Source organism: Adhaeribacter terrigena, assembly GCF_016623615.1.
In the GTDB taxonomy this organism is placed as follows: Bacteria; Bacteroidota; Bacteroidia; order Cytophagales; family Hymenobacteraceae; genus Adhaeribacter_A; species Adhaeribacter_A terrigena.
The window spans coordinates 427,304-445,467 of the sequence record NZ_JAEHFX010000002.1 but is presented as its reverse complement, the minus strand read 5'-3'; the positions used below and the strand labels follow the sequence as shown (position 1 = coordinate 445,467).

The 18,164-nt window shown below is 45.7% G+C and carries 15 protein-coding genes and 1 tRNA gene; 5 read left to right on the top strand and 11 right to left on the bottom strand.

The genetic code is table 11. From position 1 onward, the window contains the following. The first annotated feature begins 220 nt into the window (after positions 1-220). Positions 221-2,506, top strand: a complete 2,286-nt coding sequence (locus I5M27_RS05985; protein ID WP_200505270.1) for a phospholipase D-like domain-containing protein — start codon at positions 221-223, stop codon at positions 2,504-2,506. 216 nt (positions 2,507-2,722) lie between these two features. Here I5M27_RS05985 and I5M27_RS05980 read toward each other — a convergent pair whose 3' ends face one another. Next, positions 2,723-5,116, bottom strand: coding sequence for an endonuclease MutS2 (locus tag I5M27_RS05980; protein ID WP_200505269.1), 2,394 nt, complete (start codon positions 5,114-5,116; stop codon positions 2,723-2,725). A 167-nt stretch (positions 5,117-5,283) separates the two neighbouring features. Here I5M27_RS05980 and I5M27_RS05975 point away from each other — a divergent pair, with 167 nt between their 5' ends. Beyond that, positions 5,284-5,730: a YhcH/YjgK/YiaL family protein gene (locus I5M27_RS05975; protein ID WP_200505268.1), complete on the top strand. Its 447-nt coding sequence runs from the start codon at positions 5,284-5,286 to the stop codon at positions 5,728-5,730. Between the two features lie 422 nt (positions 5,731-6,152). Here I5M27_RS05975 and I5M27_RS05970 read toward each other — a convergent pair whose 3' ends face one another. From I5M27_RS05970 to I5M27_RS05960, 3 genes are all read right to left on the bottom strand, one after another. Beyond that, positions 6,153-6,944, bottom strand: coding sequence for a TIGR02757 family protein (locus tag I5M27_RS05970; RefSeq protein ID WP_200505267.1), 792 nt, complete (start codon positions 6,942-6,944; stop codon positions 6,153-6,155). Between the two features lie 105 nt (positions 6,945-7,049). Next, positions 7,050-8,036: a septal ring lytic transglycosylase RlpA family protein gene (locus I5M27_RS05965; protein ID WP_200505266.1), complete on the bottom strand. Its 987-nt coding sequence runs from the start codon at positions 8,034-8,036 to the stop codon at positions 7,050-7,052. A 17-nt stretch (positions 8,037-8,053) separates the two neighbouring features. Next, on the bottom strand, positions 8,054-8,857 hold the full coding sequence (locus I5M27_RS05960) for a DUF4905 domain-containing protein (RefSeq protein ID WP_200505265.1): 804 nt from the start codon (positions 8,855-8,857) through the stop codon (positions 8,054-8,056). Between the two features lie 165 nt (positions 8,858-9,022). Between I5M27_RS05960 and kdsB the strand changes: the two genes are divergently transcribed. Beyond that, on the top strand, positions 9,023-9,757 hold the full coding sequence (kdsB, locus tag I5M27_RS05955; RefSeq protein WP_200505264.1) for a 3-deoxy-manno-octulosonate cytidylyltransferase: 735 nt from the start codon (positions 9,023-9,025) through the stop codon (positions 9,755-9,757). 30 nt (positions 9,758-9,787) lie between these two features. Then, positions 9,788-10,393, top strand: a complete 606-nt coding sequence (locus I5M27_RS05950; RefSeq protein ID WP_200505263.1) for a hypothetical protein — start codon at positions 9,788-9,790, stop codon at positions 10,391-10,393. Position 10,394: 1 nt separating this feature from the next. On the opposite strand, the gene I5M27_RS05945 is transcribed toward I5M27_RS05950, so the two are convergent. From I5M27_RS05945 to gap, 4 genes are all read right to left on the bottom strand, one after another. Beyond that, complete coding sequence (locus tag I5M27_RS05945; protein ID WP_200505262.1) at positions 10,395-10,742, bottom strand: translation initiation factor; 348 nt, start codon at positions 10,740-10,742, stop codon at positions 10,395-10,397. Positions 10,743-10,744: 2 nt separating this feature from the next. After that, positions 10,745-11,623, bottom strand: a complete 879-nt coding sequence (locus tag I5M27_RS05940) for a diacylglycerol/lipid kinase family protein (protein WP_200505261.1) — start codon at positions 11,621-11,623, stop codon at positions 10,745-10,747. Positions 11,624-11,850: 227 nt separating this feature from the next. Further along, positions 11,851-12,693, bottom strand: a complete 843-nt coding sequence (locus tag I5M27_RS05935; protein WP_200505260.1) for a universal stress protein — start codon at positions 12,691-12,693, stop codon at positions 11,851-11,853. 964 nt (positions 12,694-13,657) lie between these two features. Continuing rightward, complete coding sequence (gene gap / locus I5M27_RS05930) at positions 13,658-14,653, bottom strand: type I glyceraldehyde-3-phosphate dehydrogenase (protein ID WP_200505259.1); 996 nt, start codon at positions 14,651-14,653, stop codon at positions 13,658-13,660. Positions 14,654-14,856: 203 nt separating this feature from the next. Between gap and I5M27_RS05925 the strand changes: the two genes are divergently transcribed. Further along, positions 14,857-14,931, top strand: a tRNA-Glu gene (locus I5M27_RS05925). 201 nt (positions 14,932-15,132) lie between these two features. On the opposite strand, the gene I5M27_RS05920 is transcribed toward I5M27_RS05925, so the two are convergent. The 3 genes from I5M27_RS05920 to I5M27_RS05910 form a co-directional block, all read right to left on the bottom strand. Further along, a complete protein-coding gene (locus tag I5M27_RS05920; protein ID WP_200505258.1) occupies positions 15,133-15,849 on the bottom strand; it encodes a DUF2490 domain-containing protein in 717 nt (238 codons plus the stop codon). A 42-nt stretch (positions 15,850-15,891) separates the two neighbouring features. Then, a complete protein-coding gene (locus tag I5M27_RS05915; protein WP_200505257.1) occupies positions 15,892-16,740 on the bottom strand; it encodes a hypothetical protein in 849 nt (282 codons plus the stop codon). Between the two features lie 110 nt (positions 16,741-16,850). Next, a complete protein-coding gene (locus tag I5M27_RS05910; protein ID WP_200505256.1) occupies positions 16,851-18,155 on the bottom strand; it encodes a carbohydrate porin in 1,305 nt (434 codons plus the stop codon). Positions 18,156-18,164: the final 9 nt, after the last annotated feature.

Genomic DNA, 18,164 nt, shown 5'->3' with positions numbered 1-18,164 from the left:
GGTTTTTTTTATGAATCAACACCTAAAACGGTATTCTTTTTCCCCTAAAAACTATAATAAACAAGATTTACAATTTCGTAACCCGGAAGGAAACCAGAACTAAAGAAAATTTCCTAACTTTGCAGGCTTTGTTTCATTAAAGCGCTGATTTCGGATAAGTTAAGTCAAATATATAGATTTCCTTTAACCTGAAAAACAAATCATCACTAAAATTTTCTTTATGAAAAAAATTTTATCTCTGATCGTGTTCGCTTCCTTTGGTTTTGGTACCGACGTGCTGGCACAATCCAGTATTGCGGCGGCGCGTGCACAGGCCGTAAACAGTACGGTAACGGTGCGCGGCATTGTTACCAACGGGGCTGAACTCGGGCCGATCCGGTATCTGCAGGATAATGTGGCTGGTATTGCCGCTTATTCTTCTACCATGATGGGCAATGTGGTTCTGGGCGACAGCGTGGAAGTTATCGGCACGTTAAAAGATTACAACGGCTTGCTGGAAATCGATCCGGTAACTTCGGTAAATATTCTGGCGCGCAACAAACCGGTTCCGGCTCCGGTGGTTTTTACCGCAGCCAATGCCCTGAGTGCCTTTGCTGAAATATATGAAGGCCGTTTGGTAACCATTACCGGAAATACCAACATAACTTCGGCCGCGGGAGCGCAGGTTTCTACTTTCGCCGGAAACACCAATTACCGCCTGAACAACAATGCGAATACTTTGGTGCGCACCAGCACCAATTCAACCGGACCTACCGGAATTGTTGGAAAGCCCGCTCCTACTGCCGCGTTCGGCTTGACCGGTATTATGAGCCAGTTTGCCCCAAGCGGTAGCGGCGGTTACCAGTTATTGCCCCGCTTGTATTCAGACTTCGATCTGGGCAATACGCCAAACTTTATGGAAGCTCCCCGCCCGATCAATATAACTACTTCCGGTTTTACCGTAACATTTAAAACGCAGAATGCCGGTACTTCTAAAGTAGATTACGGTACTTCGCCAACTACTTTAAGCTCGAACGCGACCAATACGACCAGCACAACCAACCATACCATTACCCTGAGCGGTTTACAGCCGGCTACCGTTTATTACGTGCAGGTAACTGCCACCAATGCAGTGGGTTCGTCGGTTTCCAGCACTATTCCCATGATCACGGCTTCGAATTCTACGGGTAAAATGACGGCCTATTTCAACCGCCCTGCAGATCATACGTACGGTCCGGTAAACAACCCGGCAAAAACCCTGCAAGGTGCCATCGACGATACCCTGATCGCCTACATTAACCGCGCGCAGCAAACCGTAGATTTCACCATGTACAGCTTCGATAATGCCAATCTTTCGAACCTGACTACTGCTCTGAACAATGCTAAAACCCGTGGCGTAGTGGTTCGGGTGATTTCAGAATCGGGCAATACGAATACGGCTTTAAACACGCTGTCGCCCACCATTCCGCTGGTAAAACGCACAACTACCCGCGGCATTATGCACAACAAATTTGTGGTAATAGATGCCAACTCAGCTAACCCGAATAAACCCATTGTCTGGACCGGCTCTACCAACTATACCGATAACCAGGTTATAACCGATCCGAATTCCGTGATCATTATCCAGGACCAGAGCTTAGCTAAAGTTTACACCATGGAATTCAACGAAATGTTTGGTAATGGCACGTTGAACGGCGGCGTTTTCGGTGCGGCTAAAATGGATAACACCCCGCATCATTTAAACATTGGCGGCGTGCCGGTGCAGCTTTATTTCAGCCCTTCAGATAACGTAAATGCGCGCATTATTGAAACCATTAACAGTGCCGACCATGACCTGAACATCGCTACCATGCTGGTAACCCGCACCGACATTGCGAATGCCATAAAAAACCGAATGACAACCAACCCAGGCATGCAGCCTATGAGCGGGATCTTAATGAACGACACTTCTTCTTCAGCGTCTAATACCCCATATGCCATCATGAAAAACGCGCTGGGCAACCGCATTCTGATCGACAATAACTTCGGCATCATGCACCACAAATTTATGGTGGCCGACGTTGGTGATAAGAATTCTGACCCGCAATTGCTGGTTGGTTCGCATAACTGGAGCAACGGCGCCGATACTGAGAACGACGAAAATACGCTCATCATTCATAACTGGGAACTGGCCAACCAGTATTACCAGGAATTTGCCGCGCGTTTTAACGGCCAGAATGCCGGCGTAAAGGCTTATAATTTTATGTTACTGGGCTTAGCCAAAGATCTGAAAGCTGAAGTGAAAACCATGAAGGTATATCCTAACCCGAATGCCGGTCGTTTCCAGGTTTCGGTAACGGATAAAAACATCAGCCAGGTGAACATTACGCTGACCGATGTAACCGGCAAAACGGTATATGAAACGAGCCAAAAAGTAAACGGTGAGCAAGATATTAATATCGAAACCAGTAACCTGCCAAAAGGTATGTACAACCTGCAATTACGCAGCGAAAAAGGTACGCAGGTAAGCAAAGTGGTGATCTATTAATTACTGTACTTTTAACCCATAAAAAAGGCGGCCCGGAACTTTCCGGGCCGCCTTTTTTTATTGACTTTTTACATTGAAAAAGATAGCGTTTTGTTAAAGCTGTTGCGTCCTGCTGATAAGCTTCATTCCGGGCCTTCGTGCGGAATCCGGCTACGTTTACAAACTGCGACAGATCCCTCCCAAGGTCGGGATGACCGAAAAAAACGCTACTGTTTTTTACTTCAAAACTACAACCGTTACGCCATCACCGCCGCGTTCAATGTGCTCGTCGGCCACGCTGGCAACTTCGCGTTGCGAACGCAGATAATCGCGGATCATTTGCTTTAAAATACCCGTTCCGCGGCCGTGAATGATCTTGATCTCCGGAATGCCGAGCATGATCGCGTCGTCGGTAAAGGCCATTACTTTGGTTAAGGCATCTTCTGCCCGCTCGCCGCGCACATCTATGTTCGGACTGAAATCGGCCATGCGGCTGGTCATATTCATGTTGGAACGCGACCCGGAAGTAGTTTCCTTTTCCGGTTTCAGTTTAGCAGCTCCGGCCGCAGCGCGTTCCAGGTTGGCCAGCTTCACAATGGTTTTCATGCCGCCGAATAAAACTTCCGCCGTTTTGCCTTTTATACCTACCAGCTCGCCGTAAGAATCCTGCCCGATGAGGGACACTTTATCGCCGGGTTGCAGCGGACGGTTATCGGCCAGGCGGCTTACTTTTTTAACTTCCGGGGCTACCTTTTTCTCGGTAAATTCCTGCAGTTGCTGCCGCGCTTCTTTGGTTTTTTCCTTGTCGGCCTGGCTGTTTTTGATCTGCGAAATGGTGGCCTCGATCTGCTGGTTCGTTTCCTTTAAAAGCAGTTTTGCTTTGCCTTTCGCTTCGCGGATAATATCGGTTTTGCTTTCTTCCAGGTGGTCTTTCAAAGCCGAATATTCTTTCACCGCTTTGTCGAGTTTGCGCTGCTGCTTTTCGAGTTCGGCGTTGTGTTTTTCCAGCGCATTTTTCTCGGTTTCGAGCTGCTCCAATAACCGGTCGTAGCGGATTTTATCTTTCCCAACCAACGATGTTGCTTTCTCCACAATATCTTTTGGCAAACCGATCTTGCGCGCAATTTCGATGGCAAAAGAACTGCCCGGTTTGCCGGTTTCGAGCTGGTAAAGCGGCTGCAGTTGCTTGTGATCGTAGCGCATGGCACCGTTCACAATTCCCTGATTTTTCTCCGCGAAATTTTTCAGGTTGGTATAGTGCGTGGTAATTACACCGTAAACTTTCTGATGATTGAGTTTTTCGAGCACCGCTTCGGCAATGGCGCCGCCTAAAATGGGCTCCGTTCCGGTCCCGAATTCATCGATCAGCACCAGGCTTTTCTTGCCCGCAAAATTCACGAATTGCTTCATGTTCTGCAGGTGCGATGAATAGGTACTCAGGTCGTTTTCAATGGATTGCTCATCGCCGATGTCCAGGAAAATATCGTCGAAAATGCCGGCTTCCGAACCTTCGCCAACCGGAATAAGCAAACCGCATTGCAGCATGAATTGCACCAGCCCGGCCGTTTTCAACGCCACCGATTTACCGCCCGCATTCGGCCCGGAAATAAGCAAAATGCGCTGGCTGTGATTCAGTTCTAAGTTCAGGGGAACAACTCCACGGCCCTGCGCTTTATGGCTTAAAAACAAAAGCGGATGCTGTGCTTGTTTCCACTTTATAAGCGGCTGTTTATGCAGTCTGGGTAACGAAGCATTTAACTCCCGCGCCAACACGGCTTTGGCCCGGATAAAATCGAGCAAACCCAAATACTGATACGCTTTTTTCAGATCAGGAATATGCGGCCGCAGGTAATCTGTGAGCAAAGTAAGGATGCGGATCAGCTCGCGCTGGTAGGCATTTTCCAGGTCTTTGATGTCGTTATTCACCTCAAAAACCGGCTCCGGTTCAATGTAAACGGTTTGCCCGGTCGTAGATTCGTCGTGAATCAAGCCTTTCAGTTTGCGTTTGTGTTCGGCAATAACCGGAATTACCAAACGTCCGCCGCGAATCGTTGGTTCGGCATCGGCGTTAACCCAACCCTGGCTTTTGGCGTGTTTTAAAATGCCCTGAATCTGTTTCCGGAGCATGCTCTGCTGCGCGATCAGATCACGTTTCAGTCGGGCAAGTTCCGGCGTGGCATCGTCTTTTACCTGACCGTTATCATCTACCACCTTTTCAATGGCGGCAATCAAGGCTCGCTCCACCAACACATTCGCGCCCAAGGCTTTCAGGTTCGGGTACAGGGTTTCTACTTCCGGATCGGCAAAAAAAGTAAGCGAAGCCCGGATGGTTTTCAGCGACATCTTAATTTCGTAGAAGGCCTGCGGCTCCAGGAAGGTATTCTGAATAGCGGCACGCTGCAAATGCAGGTTAACATCGAAATAATACTGCACCGGAAAATCGGCGCCGGCGTTCATCAACCGGAAATACTCGTCGGTTTGCTGCAGGAGCCTTTGCACCAGATCGAAACGATCCAGGAAGGCCATGCGGCGGACAAAATAAAGGCCCAGCGGGCTCAGGCAGTAACTTTCCAGCAACTCACGGACCTGCTGGAAACCAATTTTCTGCTCAAAATTCTGAGGATATAGCAAATTTGTTTTGTTTAGATTTTTGGTAAAAATACGGCTTTCAATATTCTTTATCCTGAAAACCTTTTTGCAACATTCATTTATCGGAATTAGTTTGGTTTTGTTTGCCCGCTTTTTGTTTAATTTACGCCCTTATTACAGACTTTTTAACTTGAAAATCCTAGCGTTTTATGATACTTGATATTCTGGCCAACAGCACTCATTACCAACATTTGCACAAACACTTCGAAAAGGCGTTTACTTATCTTCGTACGCAGAATTTTGAAACCGTAGAACCCGGTAAATATGAGCTGGAAGGCGATGAACTTTTTGCCCTCGTTTCTGATGCAAACGGCGTAGCTAAAAATGAAGCCAAACTGGAAGTGCACCGCAAATACATCGACATTCAATTTATTATTGCTGGTACGGATCACATGGGCTGGAAACCGCTTCTACACTGCGAACAGGTTCATACACCCTTCGACACTGAAAAGGATTACGGATTATTTTCCGATGCCGCTGAATCGTGGTTTGATGTGCCAGCCGGTTATTTTACAGTATTTTTTCCTTCTGATGCGCACGCGCCAATGACTACCTTGGAGAAAGTGAAGAAAGTAGTGGTGAAGATTGCGGTTTAGCTTTTTTGTTCATTTCAGTTTTTGCGTTATTTCGACGTCAGGAGAGATATATTTAGGCCAATAAGAAAGTTTGTTTTTGGTTTTTATGGCTGAAAGGATACCGTTTTTATAGCTGGCTTTTCGCTTTCAACTTCTAACTTTTTTCTTTCAAATTTGCTTTCTCCCTCAAGCCGGGCGGCTTCGTTTCTGCGTTTGCGGCCTCCTATTCAAACTGGCCTTGCGGCCTGCCTGAAGGCACCGTATGAATAGGAGGCCGCGCACGCAGAAACTGGTGCCATTCTTCTTCGTAATGAGCTTTCTTTTATTTTTGTTTCCCAGATATCGTGATTTTCAGGATACGCTGCGCTGGCGGAATATGTGTGAAATCAGAATTGGAAAAATTTTTCTTGAATGAAAAATCCTTAAATCCTGAAAATCCTGATTCAGAACTTCTCTTCTATTCCTAAACCAAACAAAGCGAAATCGTATTTTACCGGATCTTCGGGATCGAATAATCTTAAAGCAACGGTGAGTTCTTCGGCGGTTTGCCAATCGGTTTGTTTGCGTTGAATGAGGTTTAATTTGCGGGCTACGCGGTCTACGTGCACGTCGCAGGGGCAGATGAGGTCTGCGGGTTTCATGGTTTGCCAGAGGCCGAAATCTACGCCTTTCTCGTCTTTTCTCACCATCCAGCGCAGGTACATGTTTATGCGCTTACAGGCCGAATTTTTAGCCGGTGAAGAAATGTGTTTTCGGGTGCGGTGCGGGGCTTCTTCCAGACTGAAAACGTAATTATAGAAATGGATAAGCCGTTCGCGCTGCGTTAGATTTTTTACAGGATTTAGACCGGTGAAAGCGGTTTCCAGGCTTTCATTTTTTTGATAATGCTGCTGCAGGAAATAAACCAGGTACAGCAGATCGGTATCGTTAAAGGTGCGGTGTTTAAAGCCTAACAGGTTTTTCAGGTCACTTTCCCGATGGTTTTTAATAAAATCGTGCGGCCGGTTATCGAAACGCTGCATGAGTTCGCGGCATTTATTGATGATGGTTTTGCGTTGGCCCCAGGCTAAAATAGAAGCAAAAAAACCACTGATCTCAACGTCCTGCTTTAAGGTAAAACCGTGCGGAATGCAGATGGGATCGTTCGGAATAAAAGCCGGATCATCGAACTTCAGATAACGGTTATCGAGCAGGGCTTTTACGTTTTGCAGTTGCGGCGAAAGAAGAGTTTTCATGGGAAAAACGGTAGGGTTTTGTAAGAAAAAACCGACAAAAAAGAAGCGCCCTGTTTACCACAAAGCGCTTCCTCTATAATTTCTAATTTTGGATTTCTAATTAAATTACGGCATATACGAAACTTCTACCCGGAAACGATTATCGATGGCGGCTAAACGCTGGTAGGCTTTTTTAGAAATGCGCACGATCACCCTTTCATTGGCTCCCGTTTCCGGTAATTTACCGATCACGCGTACATATACATTCTGGCCGTTCATGATATTTTTAACCTGCAGAATAGTACCGATCGGAGCCGTTTTATGCAAAGCCAGGTATTTGTTATTATCGCCTGCCTGAGTAATTACCTCAGCTAAACCCGTTTCTGTAATTTTACCGGCCGCTTCTACGCTGGCATTTTCAGCTTCGTTGTCGTCATCTTTTTCATCTATAACCGTTACGGTCGCTTCCGTTTTAGTTTCGGTTTTTACTTTATCCGCTTTCGTTTTTACTTCTTCTTTCACCACCGTTACTTTCGGCGTTTCGGCTGGTTTAGTAACGGCCGTGGCTGCCGGGGCGTTTACGATCAGTTGTTGCCCAACGGCAAGTTTATCTTCTTTCAGGTTATTCCATTTCCGAATTTCGGCCATGGTTACGCCGTGTTTTACCGCCACTGCATAAAGCGTTTCTTTCGGTCCGACTTTATAAATTTTACGGCCCGAAGTTTCGGGTAATTCTGCAACCGGAGCAGGTTTAGCCGGGGTTTCGGCAACTGGTTTCTCTGCTATTGGTTTGGCTGCAGGCGCTGCCGGTTTGGGAGCCGGGGTAGTGGGTTTGGGCGCAGCCACCGGGGTTGCACCGCTGGCAGAGTTTTCCGGAAAACGCAGGGTCTGGCCAACTTTTAAACCGGCTTTCACTTCCGGGTTTAACTTTGAAATTTCGGAAACGCTTATGCCGTATTTGCGCGAAAGCGAGTAAAGGGTTTCGCCGGCCACAACTTTATGGGTAATGTATTTCGGATCGGTCTGCACCATTTTTCCGGCAGCGGCCTGGGTAAGCAACGGCGAAGAAACGGTAAGCAAACTTAATCCCAGGCAAAAAATAATTCGGTACATAAGCAAGTTCTCAATGTTTAAAGCAGGTAACAGGCCAGGCCGGTTTTCTCCTGAATAAAAAACAGTTTAGATGCAAAGATAAAAAAAGTATCCAAGGCAAATCCGGCAACTTCGGGTTCGAGGCAAATTTCTAACAAAACTTCGCCGGCGGCCGAGCATACTACCAAATAGTTTGCCAAAACGCCAGGGTTCCGGGCATAAAAACTCAGCATAATATGGTTGCCGGTTTCCAGGTACTCGATCTGCGCTTCGGCCAGCCTGCCGGTTTTCTGTTCCAGGAACCGCTGCAAAAGCGAATAATGCGCATCGGTTGGCAAATAAGGAACCGGAAACTGCATGGCCCGGCTGCGTTTTTCTTCAAACGCCTGCACCCGGCTTTTCGCGTATGCCCGCTCCTGAAAAAAATCATTTTCCGCCCCGCATTCCAGCGCAATTTCTTTTACCTGACCAGAGGCATTTTCTGCCAGCAGCGCTTTTTCAGTATGCAGGCCTAAAAACGTAAGGTCTGGTTTGTGCCACCTGGTTTCGCCGGAGGCTTCCCAAACAGCAGTTATGCCCAGATGTTTGCCGGTTTCGCGGTTCGGGCTGTAGCCGTGCAGCAGCATATTTCCGCCTAGGGCATTTTCCAATCCAGTCCACCAGCGTTCGGTGCTTTTATAGTTGTTTAAAAGCAGGTTGCCGGTTCTGGTATCTACTACCGAAAACGTGGTTTGCAACGTATCTTTCTGCCGGATCTCAAGCACCATATGCTGCGTTTCCTGATCCGGGCAAATCTTCCAGACTGCGCCTTCGAAAGCGTAAAAAAAATGGCGTTGCAGCACGAGTATTATTGGTAAATTCTGAAGTAAAGTTAAGGGTTAAAGGTCAGAAAATGGCGAGCTAAATATGGAAATACGGAAGTAATTTTGGCATTAAAAAAGGAAATTCATCCTGAAAGGAAAGCCGCCTGAATTTTGGTAAGTTTGTGCAAACGAAAAGAAATTTCCATGAGCATTCTAGGCATAATTCCGGCGCGTTACGCTTCCACCCGTTTTCCGGGCAAACCACTGGTAGAAATTGGCGGCAAAAGCATGATCCGGCGCGTATACGAACAGGCGCAAAAAGCCCGGCTCCAAAAAGTGGTAGTTGCCACCGACGATGCGCGGATCTTTGAGCATGTACAAAGTTTTGGCGGCAACGTGGTTATGACTTCCGAAAACCACGAAAGCGGCACCGACCGTTGCTTTGAGGCCTACCGCAAAAACGACGAAGAATTTCAGTACGTGATCAACATTCAGGGCGATGAGCCATTTATTCAGCCCGAACAGATCAACCTGCTGGCCGATCTGCTGCAGGATAATTCGGTACAACTGGCTACGCTCATCAAGAAAATCCATACCACGGAAGAACTGAGCAACCCGAACCTGCCTAAAGTGGTAACGGATATTCACGGACAGGCTTTACTTTTCAGCCGCCAAACCATACCGTTTTTGCGTAACGTGCCGCCACACGACTGGCTTTTGCACCACACCTTTTACAAGCACATCGGCATTTACGGCTACCGCACCGATATCCTGGAACAGATCACGCAACTACCCATGGGCAAGCTGGAAAAAGCCGAAAGCCTGGAACAATTGCGCTGGCTCGAAAACGGTTATAAAATTAGAACTGCGGTTACGGAGATTGAGAATTTAGGCATTGATACACCGGAAGATCTGGAGAAGGCGTTAAGGTTTTTGTAGGCAAGAACTACTAAATAAATATATTCCAGAATGGAAAAAGAAAATCTCAGGTATTCCGGACCAGCAACAGTCAGAAGATCTTACATGAAAAAATTTTTGGTAGTATGTCCAAAATGCAAAAAGCTGGCAATTGTGACTACAAATCAATTATATGATACAAGTGAGGATAAGTTAGTTTGTAATAATTGTAATCATTCTGAAAAAGCCGACGAATTAATCAGATTCAATGCAATTATTAAAAGAAACTGCGATAATTGCGGAAACTTAATTGAGATTACTATCCCTAACAATAAAGAAAAAACTGAAGAATTGACTATTCCTTGTCCATTTTGCGGGATAGCAAGAACTTACAAACCCAGAAATGAGGGTTATAAATTATTTTACAAATGTACGGAAATCTGTGATCCGATTTTTAACTTACCATTATGGTTTCAAACAGAAATAAAAGGGGAAATTTTCTGGGCATATAACCGCGAACATTTACAAGAAATTAAGAAATACGTTTCAGCCAAATTAAGAGAGCGGCAGACAACAACGCACACGACAATGGTTGAAAGACTCCCAAATTTTATCAAAAGTGCAAAAAATAGGGCATCAATTTTAAAAGCTATTAATAAATTGTTTGCCAAGGAGTAAACTACCCTCCTACTTTCTTCGCCTTATACTTATTATCCACCAATATCTGCAATATTTTATCCCGGAAATCGCCCTGAATTACAATTTCGCCGTCTTTTACGGTACCACCCACGCCGCATTTGTTTTTCAGGAGCTTGCCTAAGGCATTCAGGTCGTCTTCTTTGCCAACAAAGCCAGAAACCAGCGTTACTTTTTTACCGGCGCGCGCTTTTTTATCGAGCTGCACTTTCAGGTTTTGCTGTTGGGGCGGCAGGGTTTCGGTTTCGTTTTCGGAACTGTATTCGTAATTAAAATCGGAACTGGTGGAATAAACCACGCCTTCACGGTCTTTTCTTGATTGCTTGGCCATACTTATTGCGGCGTTAAAACTTCTAAACTTAAAGGTCTGATCTGTACGTGAAATTCGCTGGCTTCGCCTACGTATTCGCCGTCGGCGTGGTAAGGCATGGGCTTTTCGGTTTTCACGGAAATTTCAGGACTGGTAAAAAAATCGGCGTGGCCGGTAGTGGCAATGGTTTTGGTGAGCAAACCGTAACTTACCGCCACCGCTTTCCTAAACGACAAATCGCGGATCAGGCAAACATCCAGCAAACCATCGCGGATATCGGCCATGGGCGCAATGTAGGCGTTATTCCCATACTGCGAAGCATTGGCGAAAGTCAGCACAAAACAGGGCGTATCGATGTTTTCCTGGTTTAATTTTATGCTGGCTTTTCCGGGTTTGAATTTCAGGAATTCTTTGAGCACCAGTTCTACGTAACTCCGCAACCCGCGCCGCGCATTATTGGCAAAAACCCCGCTGATGTAACCGTCGAAACCCAGGCCGGCCGTGCAGAAAAAAGGGTGACCGTTTATGGTGCAGGAATCGATGCGGGAAAATTTACTTGTGCTAAGATCTTTCAGGGCTTGTGAAACCTGCATATTGATATTTAAATGCCGGGCCAGCCCGTTGCCGGAGCCTTTGGGAATAATGGCTAAAGCCGCTTTCGTACCTAATAAACCCCGCGCTACTTCGTTTACGGTGCCATCGCCGCCAACCGCTGCTATCACCCGGAAACCGGTTTTAGCGCCTTGCCGGGCCAATTCAGTCGCGTGGCCGGCAAATTCAGTTAAAACGATCTTATAGCGGTTTTCCGCCAGATATTGTGGTATAAGCGCAGGAACACTGACAGCACTTTTCCGGCCTGATTTCGGGTTCAGAATAAATAGTATTTTGTCGGATTCCTGCATTCGGTTACTTTCAGCGTTACAGATTACGAATTTACGCGTTTTTGAGTTGAATTGTCGATTGCTGATTGCTAATTGTTAATTGATTTCCTAAAACGCTATCCTTTTTGCCTTTAAAACTGCTCCATAAAAAAATCCTCAATTGTGATTTACTGCACAACTGAGGATTTTTATATTATTGCTATGAAGCGGAGAGCATCTTCAAATTTTCAAATCTCCAGATCTTCAAATTACTTGATGTGGCAGGTAAGAATTGGTAACGTGGAGTGGTTTACCATGTCTTCGGCGATGCTGCCGCTTAACAAATGCGAGAAACCGGTGCGGCCATGCGTAGCCATAATAATCAGGTCGGCGTTCACTTCTTCGGCAAAATGCAGAATACCGTCTTCTTCTACCGAATCGTTGTGAATGTTAAGCGTGTAATTCTGCAAACCAAACCGATTGGCAAAATCCTGCATCCGGTTTTTGCTTTCGCGGGAAGTACCAAACGTAGTTGGGGTATTGATGTAAACCATGTGCACCTGCGCGTTGAACAGGTTCTGGAAATAGCGCAGCACATCTACCACATACGGGCTTTCTTCCCGGAAATTAGATGGGAAAACGATGTTGCGTACGTTAAAAACTTCGGTGTTTGATTTTACGGTTAGTACCGGACAATGCGCCTGACGCACCACTTTCTCAGTATTCGAGCCGATGAGCACTTCATTTAAACCATCGGCACCTTTCGTTCCCATCACGATCAGGTCGATGTTTTCGTCTGTAACCGTTTTACGGATATTATGGAAGATATCGTCTACGTCTACTTCGTGAGTAATTTTCACATCCGGAAAACGGTTGGTAGCCAGCATGCGTTGCATCTGGCCATGGGTAACTTCCAGCAATTTCACCATATACACCTGATCGATGCCGCCAGCCATGGTATCGCCGGTAGCCGAAAAATTAGGCGTGCCGTTCACTTCAATTACATTAAGTAATTTTACCTCTGCGCCGGAAAGGTGTGCCAGTTCTGTGGCAATATCAAAAGCACGGTGCGCTTCAGCGGAGAAATCGGTAGGTACTAAGATCTTTTTCATAGAAAGGGTAATTTTTTCTTCTTAAGAATGATGATGAGTGGTTTTTCAGACCAAAAGCAAATATAGGCCAATTTTCATATAAACAAAGCGATTTCCATCAGTTTTTGGTGAGATGTTGGTTTTTGGCGGTAATTTATTTTTGGTTAATAAAGGCGGTTGAATTTTGGTTTTTGAGACTTTTTTGGTGTGAAAGCATAGCGTTTTTAATGCGTCATCCCGAGGTAAGGCAGGATCGATTTTGGGTAGAATAAAGTTTGCTATTGACTTTTTATGCTTGAAAGGATAGCGTTTTTATAGATTGCTTCTGTACTTAATTCTTAATTTTTAATTATTAATTAAACTTTCTCCCTCAAGCCGGGTGGCTTCGTTTCTGCGTTCGCGGCTGCAACCCTTCCTGCCCTTGCGGGCTGCCTCGTGCCTCGGCACCGGAAGTCTTGGAGGCCGCTCTCACAGAAACTGGTGTCAGTTTCCCTTCGTAGTGAGCTTCTTTTTAGATTAGTTTTCTGGATAACGTGATTTTCAAGGTACGCTGCGCTGGCGATAGGCGTGAATGGAATATATAAGGAGGGTACTGCCCCTACAGTAAATTCGGTTTGTTGATTTTGTAAATTCTCAAATTGGCTACGCCGAACTTCGTTTCTGTAATTTCTGATTCAGAAAAAAAATCCTTAAATCCCTGAGTCCTATAAATCCCAATTGGCTTCGCCGAACTACGTTTCAGACGAAAATTCTGTCCATCATTTTAATCTCTTAAATCGTGTTCAACTTTAGCTGAGCACCTTAGCTGATCAAAGCCCTTCCTTAATCTTAGCAATATAACCAAGTCAATTCTGTAAATGCTAAAATTCAGTTTTAAAAAACTATCCTGAAAATCTTCGAAAATCATGATCAAAAAAAAGCCCCGCTTTGCAGCGGGGCTTTAAGAGTTTTAACGCTAAAAACGCTAACGTTTAGAATGCAGCAATTACTTGCCAATACGAACGATCAGGTCAGCAGCACGGTTTGAGTAACCAGCTTCGTTATCGTACCAGCCTACAACCTTCACCAAGGTACCGTTTGCAGAAGTTAAGCCTGCGTCGAAGATACAAGAGTGCGTGTTGCCAACGATGTCGATAGAAACGATCTCATCTTCGGTATATTCCAGAATGCCTTTCATCGGACCTTCGGCTGCAGCTTTCATAGCCGCGTTGATCTGCTCCTTGGTAGCTTCTTTTTTCAGAACTACGGTTAAGTCGGTCATAGAACCATCCGGAATAGGCACGCGCATCGCAACGCCATCCAGTTTACCGTTCAGGTGTGGCAATACTAAACCTACTGCTTTGGCAGCACCAGTTGAAGTTGGAACGATTGAGTAAGCAGCAGCACGGGCACGACGCAGGTCAGAATGCGGGGCATCCTGCAGATTCTGATCGGCAGTATACGCGTGAACAGTGGTGATATAACCTTTCTCGATCCCGAACATATCATCCAATACTTTCGCCATTGGCGCTAAGCAGTTGGTCGTGCAGCTGGCATTCGACATGATAGTTTCTTCGCCGGTAATAGTATTATCATTAACGCCTAATACTACGGTTGGAATATTGCCTTTAGCCGGAGCTGAAATAACTACTTTACGGGCACCAGCTTCCAGGTGACCACCAGCGCCTTTTTCATCTACGAAGCGGCCGGTAGATTCTAACACTACATCTACACCCAGAGTACCCCAAGGCAGGTTTTTCGGTTCGCGTTCAGCGTAGATTTTAATGCTTTTGCCGTTTACGTTAATTCCGCCTTCTTCAGCTTTTACTTCACCAGGGAATCTGCCGTGTACGGAGTCGTATTTTAACAGGTGAGCCAGCGTTTTCGGATCAGTAAGGTCGTTAATCGCAACCACTTCCACGTTTTCGCGCTGTTGCAGCGCTTTAAAAGTTAAACGGCCAATGCGGCCAAAACCGTTAATAGCAACTTTAATTTTTGACATAAGAGCTTATATATAAGTCTGTGAATGAATGACGCCGCGAAGTTACGGTTCTGTTTTGTGAAAACCCAATAATATTTTTCTTTCTCTAAATGAAGTTGTTACATAAACCTCAAAAAAAATTACTGAAAAAGTTTTGCAGTAAAAAAACAGCCTTCTATATTTGCACCACCAAAACGAACAAAGGCGTTCGTTTTCCCAGAAATGGTCCATTCGTCTAGGGGTTAGGACACCAGATTTTCATTCTGGTAACAGGGGTTCGATTCCCCTATGGACTACCAAACGGGATAAATCAGAAATTCGCTGATTTATCCCGTTTTTATTTTCTTTCAATCCTTCTGAAAACAGTTAATTAGCTTAAAAACGGAGCTGGTTCTTCGGGTTAGATAAGCCTCATTACACACATCTTGCCCAAAAGGAAGATCTTTGAAGTGGAAGAAGCAAAATTGTATTAATTTAAATTTTATTAAATCATAGTTTATTTACTTCAAATAATGCTTGATTCTTAACCGGATTATATTATCGCTGGTTAAAAAACCATCTTCCAGGTGGTTGCGTGAACGCTGACGGGTAAAAATGGCTTCGAACCGGAAATTATAATTGTGGCGGTAACCTATTCCGAAACGCGCGCGGGTACGGTTGGCAAAGCGTTCTTTCACGTCTTTATCGTGGACAAAAAACATTTCAAAATCGGTAATGGTATACAGCATTTTATTGTCGGAATAATGCGGTCGGTTTAAAGGAATGATGACCTCGCCCCGTAATCTACTCCGGTGGCTAACCTGCCAATTTTCTTCCCCGAAATTATACATATGGCGACGCTCGAATCGAAACCTTAGACGGGTTTGAATTCTTTTTATAGGCGTAAAATTAATGCGGGTGCCTACCATGGTTCTCGCTTCAAAGGTATCAGTAGAATCGGATTGGTTAGTATAAGAAAGCCCTAATTCAGAGATCAGGTCTAAGTTCTTATTGACGGCAAACTCATAGGCAGGCGTGGCATTGAGGCTGCGCCATTTTTCATCCTGGGAAAAGATAGTCTGGTAACTGAATTCGGTATCGAAAAGGTTTTTCTTCCAGGGTATATCCACCTCGTAATCGTTCCAGAGTTGCCAGTTGGTTGTTTGCTGCGCTAAGCCGGAAAACGGTAGCATTCCGAAGCAAAAAACTACCAGCAACTTAATTTTCCACCGCAGCATTCCATTTACTTTTTCAGGGCTAAATCGTAGCGTTTTTAAACGTTATTTTTTCTTTCCACCCGTAGGGAAAAGGAAGGTTGCTACAAACCGCCAGCCCCAATCCGGCGCACCTTCCGGGCCAAAGAATGTTTTGCCGTTCACGCCAAAACTGATGGGTTGTTTGTGATATTTTACCAACTGCGAAATACCAAGAATCACGGCGCCGTTCAAATGTTCAGCTTTCCAATCGTAGGTATTTTCGCCGGACAAACTCACCGTAAATGCGCTTTTGTTGGTATGCGAAATAAAGGGCTGAAAAAAGAGGGAACTTACATCTGCCCGTTCGTTCGCCCCGGCCACCGACCAGATCTGGTTCGAAAGGATCCCAAAAGTGTAAGGCCCGGTTTGCTTCAAAACAATTATGGTAGGACCCAAACCGAATTTTTCTGCACCCAGTACTTTTTCTGAAGCCGTTGGGATTAAAAATGCCGGACCTACTCCCCAGATTATGCCCAGCTTTCCCATTTTTTTCGGGGTGAAAAAATAGCTGTTTATGATGTCACCAATCCCATCTTGTTCTGTGTCGCCGATAACGTCATTCTGGTCAATAATTGGCAGAATTACCCGAACGATCATATTCCAGTTTTTGCCAGCAGAAACAGGAATTACCGGCTGAAAATTGAGCGTATGTTTATAGCCCCGGTTATCGCCAAAACCATAATCGTGGTTGCTCTGAAAAGGTACACTTATCAGACTGGCAACCGGGTTCTGAAGTTGTATTGCAAGGTCCTGATGGGCTTCCCCGGCTGGTTTGGTTGTGGTTGAATCAGGCGTCTGGGCTTGGGCTTTTAAAGCGGCAGTAAGCATAAAGCCCAGAAAAAACAGGCAGAAAAACCGAATAGATAACTTCATAGTTTAATGTTTTAGATGCAGAATTCTTAAGAATTGAAATGCTTATTTTTTCCGCGAAAAACGAAAGTGTTTTCGGAATAAAACTCCAGTCTTTTTTCACAGATATAAGTTTAAAACCTGATCTGTAACCGGCCTCCCGGAACAAGGGCAGGTTCGGCAATGGGCCTGGTTGGCCGGATGTATTGTAGATCTCCGGTTAGTCTGAACCAAGGAGTTAAGTGTAGGTTATAAAACAATTCTGCCTGGTGCTCAGCCAGTAATTTCCCGCCGTGCCTGATCAGTTCTATATTGTCTTTCAGGTCTTCGCTCAGGTTGGTGTAAGAATAGGCTAAACCAAATTCGTCGTGCGGCCGGTTTTTAAACAAGCCATTGCCGCCAATCCCAACGGTAGCAAACCGGTCGATCGGGCTGGTAGCTTTATCGGCTAAAGAAACCTGCGCAAACAACCCCCATCCCTCTTTTTTCCCACGTTCTACCAGATATTGCCGGAATGCATAGTTAACCGACCAGGAGCCGCCCTTCTTTTCAATCTGACGGATCGGCGGACCAGGAATTAGTACCTGCCGGATTTCGTCGAAAGGGGTATATTTTTTGGTAGTAATAAAAGTGCCGAAAGAATGTTTGGCCGTTTTACCGAAATGTTTTGCCGGGATGTAAATGCCCGGGCCTGCTGAAACGCCGTCCGCAAATAATTCAGATAGTCCGGCATCGGTAGAATGGTCGTTCGGGTCCAGCACCGTAAACGTTAGGAATGGCTCCCCTTTGCGCAGGTAAGCAAAACTGGCTCCGTTGGTTATAAGCGGAACCTGCCGCAGCACGGTAAGCGGACCAATTTGCGCAATGTGGAAGAATTTTTCGGTACCACCACCGGTAAAGAAATCCTCCACCAAAAGATCAAGCAGGTTGTAGCGTCCGGCAGAAATTGCGATCAGTTTTCCTTCCTTCAGATCTACAGGAAAAGCCTTGGTAACATTCAGGGAAGTGATAGAGAAAACCGTACCTTTTGCACCCGGAATGATAACCGCTGTATTGACTGGCGAAATAGCCCCGGTCCCGCCCAGCATTGGCCCACCGAAACGCGTTTCGGTTCTAAAATCTACCTGCCAGAATTTCCAGCCGGCCAGTTTTCCCAGGTCGAATTTGAAGATCGTCTGGAACTTGCCATTATACTCGCTGCTTTTTTCCAGGCCACCGGAAGCTACACCCTGGTAAAACTGGGAAAGTTTGAATTCTGTTTCCACACCTTTTTTTTCCAGCTTTGTGCGGGCGCCGCCCCAGTGGCCGGTAAGTCCTTCCTGGTGCCAGAAATCCGGCTCAGGCGGCGGGACAGAGGCACTATCTGGTACTTCCTGAGCGAAACTTTGCAAAGCGAAAAAACCTGCAAACAGGAATAAAAGCCAGGTAATTCTTTTCATAGTTTTAAA